At 65.2% G+C, this 1,300-nt stretch carries 2 protein-coding genes; one reads left to right on the top strand and one right to left on the bottom strand.

The features are described 5' to 3' along the window. On the bottom strand, nt 1-872 hold an 872-nt coding region (locus FJ980_RS32230), incomplete at its 3' end, for an aromatic amino acid transaminase (protein ID WP_140547521.1). Nucleotides 873-1,077: 205 nt separating this feature from the next. On the opposite strand from FJ980_RS32230, the gene FJ980_RS32225 reads away from it, so the two are divergent. Then, a partial coding sequence (locus tag FJ980_RS32225) for a sigma-70 family RNA polymerase sigma factor (protein WP_246676673.1) occupies nt 1,078-1,300 on the top strand: 223 nt, incomplete at its 3' end.

Below are 1,300 nucleotides of genomic sequence, written 5' to 3'. Positions count from 1 at the left end.
ACTGCCGCTGCGCCGTGGTCCGGCGGCATCGAATACATGGCACGAGCCGCCGACAGCATCTGGCCCAGCGCCACGTCGGCCTGCGCGCTGTCCCTGGCCAGGATCATCGCCGCGCCGACACGGTCGCGGTAGACGGCGAAGTTCTTCGAGCAGCTGGACGCGACGACCATTTCCGGAACTTTTTCGGCCAGCAGCCGCAGTCCGCCGGCATCGGCCTCGAGGCCATCGCCAAAGCCCTGATAGGCAATGTCGACAAACGGCAGCAGGCCGCGCTCGACGACGAGATCGGTGACCTTGGCCCACTGCGCGACATCGAGGTTGGCGCCGGTCGGGTTGTGGCAGCAGCCATGCAGCAGCACCACGTCGCCGCCCTTCGCCGTGCGCAGTGCTGCCAGCATGTCGTCGAAGCGAACGGCGCCCGATGTCGCGTCGAAATAGGGATATTCACGGATTTGCAGCCCGGCGGCGCGCATCACTGGCATGTGGTTCGGCCAGGTGGGATCGGACAACCAGACCGTCGCATCGGCGCGGGTTCGCTTCAAAAGCTCGGCCACCAGCCGCAACGCGCCGGAGCCGCCCGGCGCCTGCGCGGCACGGATCCGCGTCATGTCTGCGTCCGCACCGAAGGCGAGCCTGGCCATCACGGTATTGAACCCGGTGTCGCCGGCGAGGCCGAGATAAGTCTTGGTGTCCTGACCCTGCAGCAGCCGCTTCTCCGCCTCGCGCACGGCCCGCATGACCGGCGTCTTGCCGTCGCGATCCTTGTAGACGCCGACACCGAGGTCGACCTTGTCGGGTCGAGGATCGGCACGATAGAGGCCGATCAGGGCAAGGATCTTGTCGGCGGCAGCCGGCTGAAGGTTTTCAAACATCTGCATGGTTCCGTTGGCGCGGCGGAGTGATACGCAAATCGAACCCCTTGCACCAGCGGTTTTAACTCGCGCCAGCCTGAATCGCATAGCCTGGCATCGCTGCGAGCCACCTCCGCGGCTGCATATCTGCGGCGTTTCGCGAAAAAATCTGCAGGGCCGGGATTAAAACCCCCACATGTTCCGTAAACAGGGCATGAAACGGTCGATGCCACGCTTCGATATCGTCGGACAACTCGGTTCGCTCAGGCGTTACGCGCGCTCGCTGACGCGCGACGGTGCCGATGCCGAGGATCTCGTGCATGACGCTCTTGTGCGCGCCTATGAGCGGCGCGGCACCTTCCGCTCGGGCGGAAATTTGCGCGCCTGGCTGCTGTCCATCGTCCACAACACGTTCGTCGACCGCATGCGCTCGCGACGCTCTGAAGCAG

This window comes from Mesorhizobium sp. B1-1-5, assembly GCF_006443065.1.
Lineage (GTDB): Bacteria > Pseudomonadota > Alphaproteobacteria > Rhizobiales > Rhizobiaceae > Mesorhizobium.
This window is presented reverse-complemented; position numbering and strand designations above follow the sequence as displayed.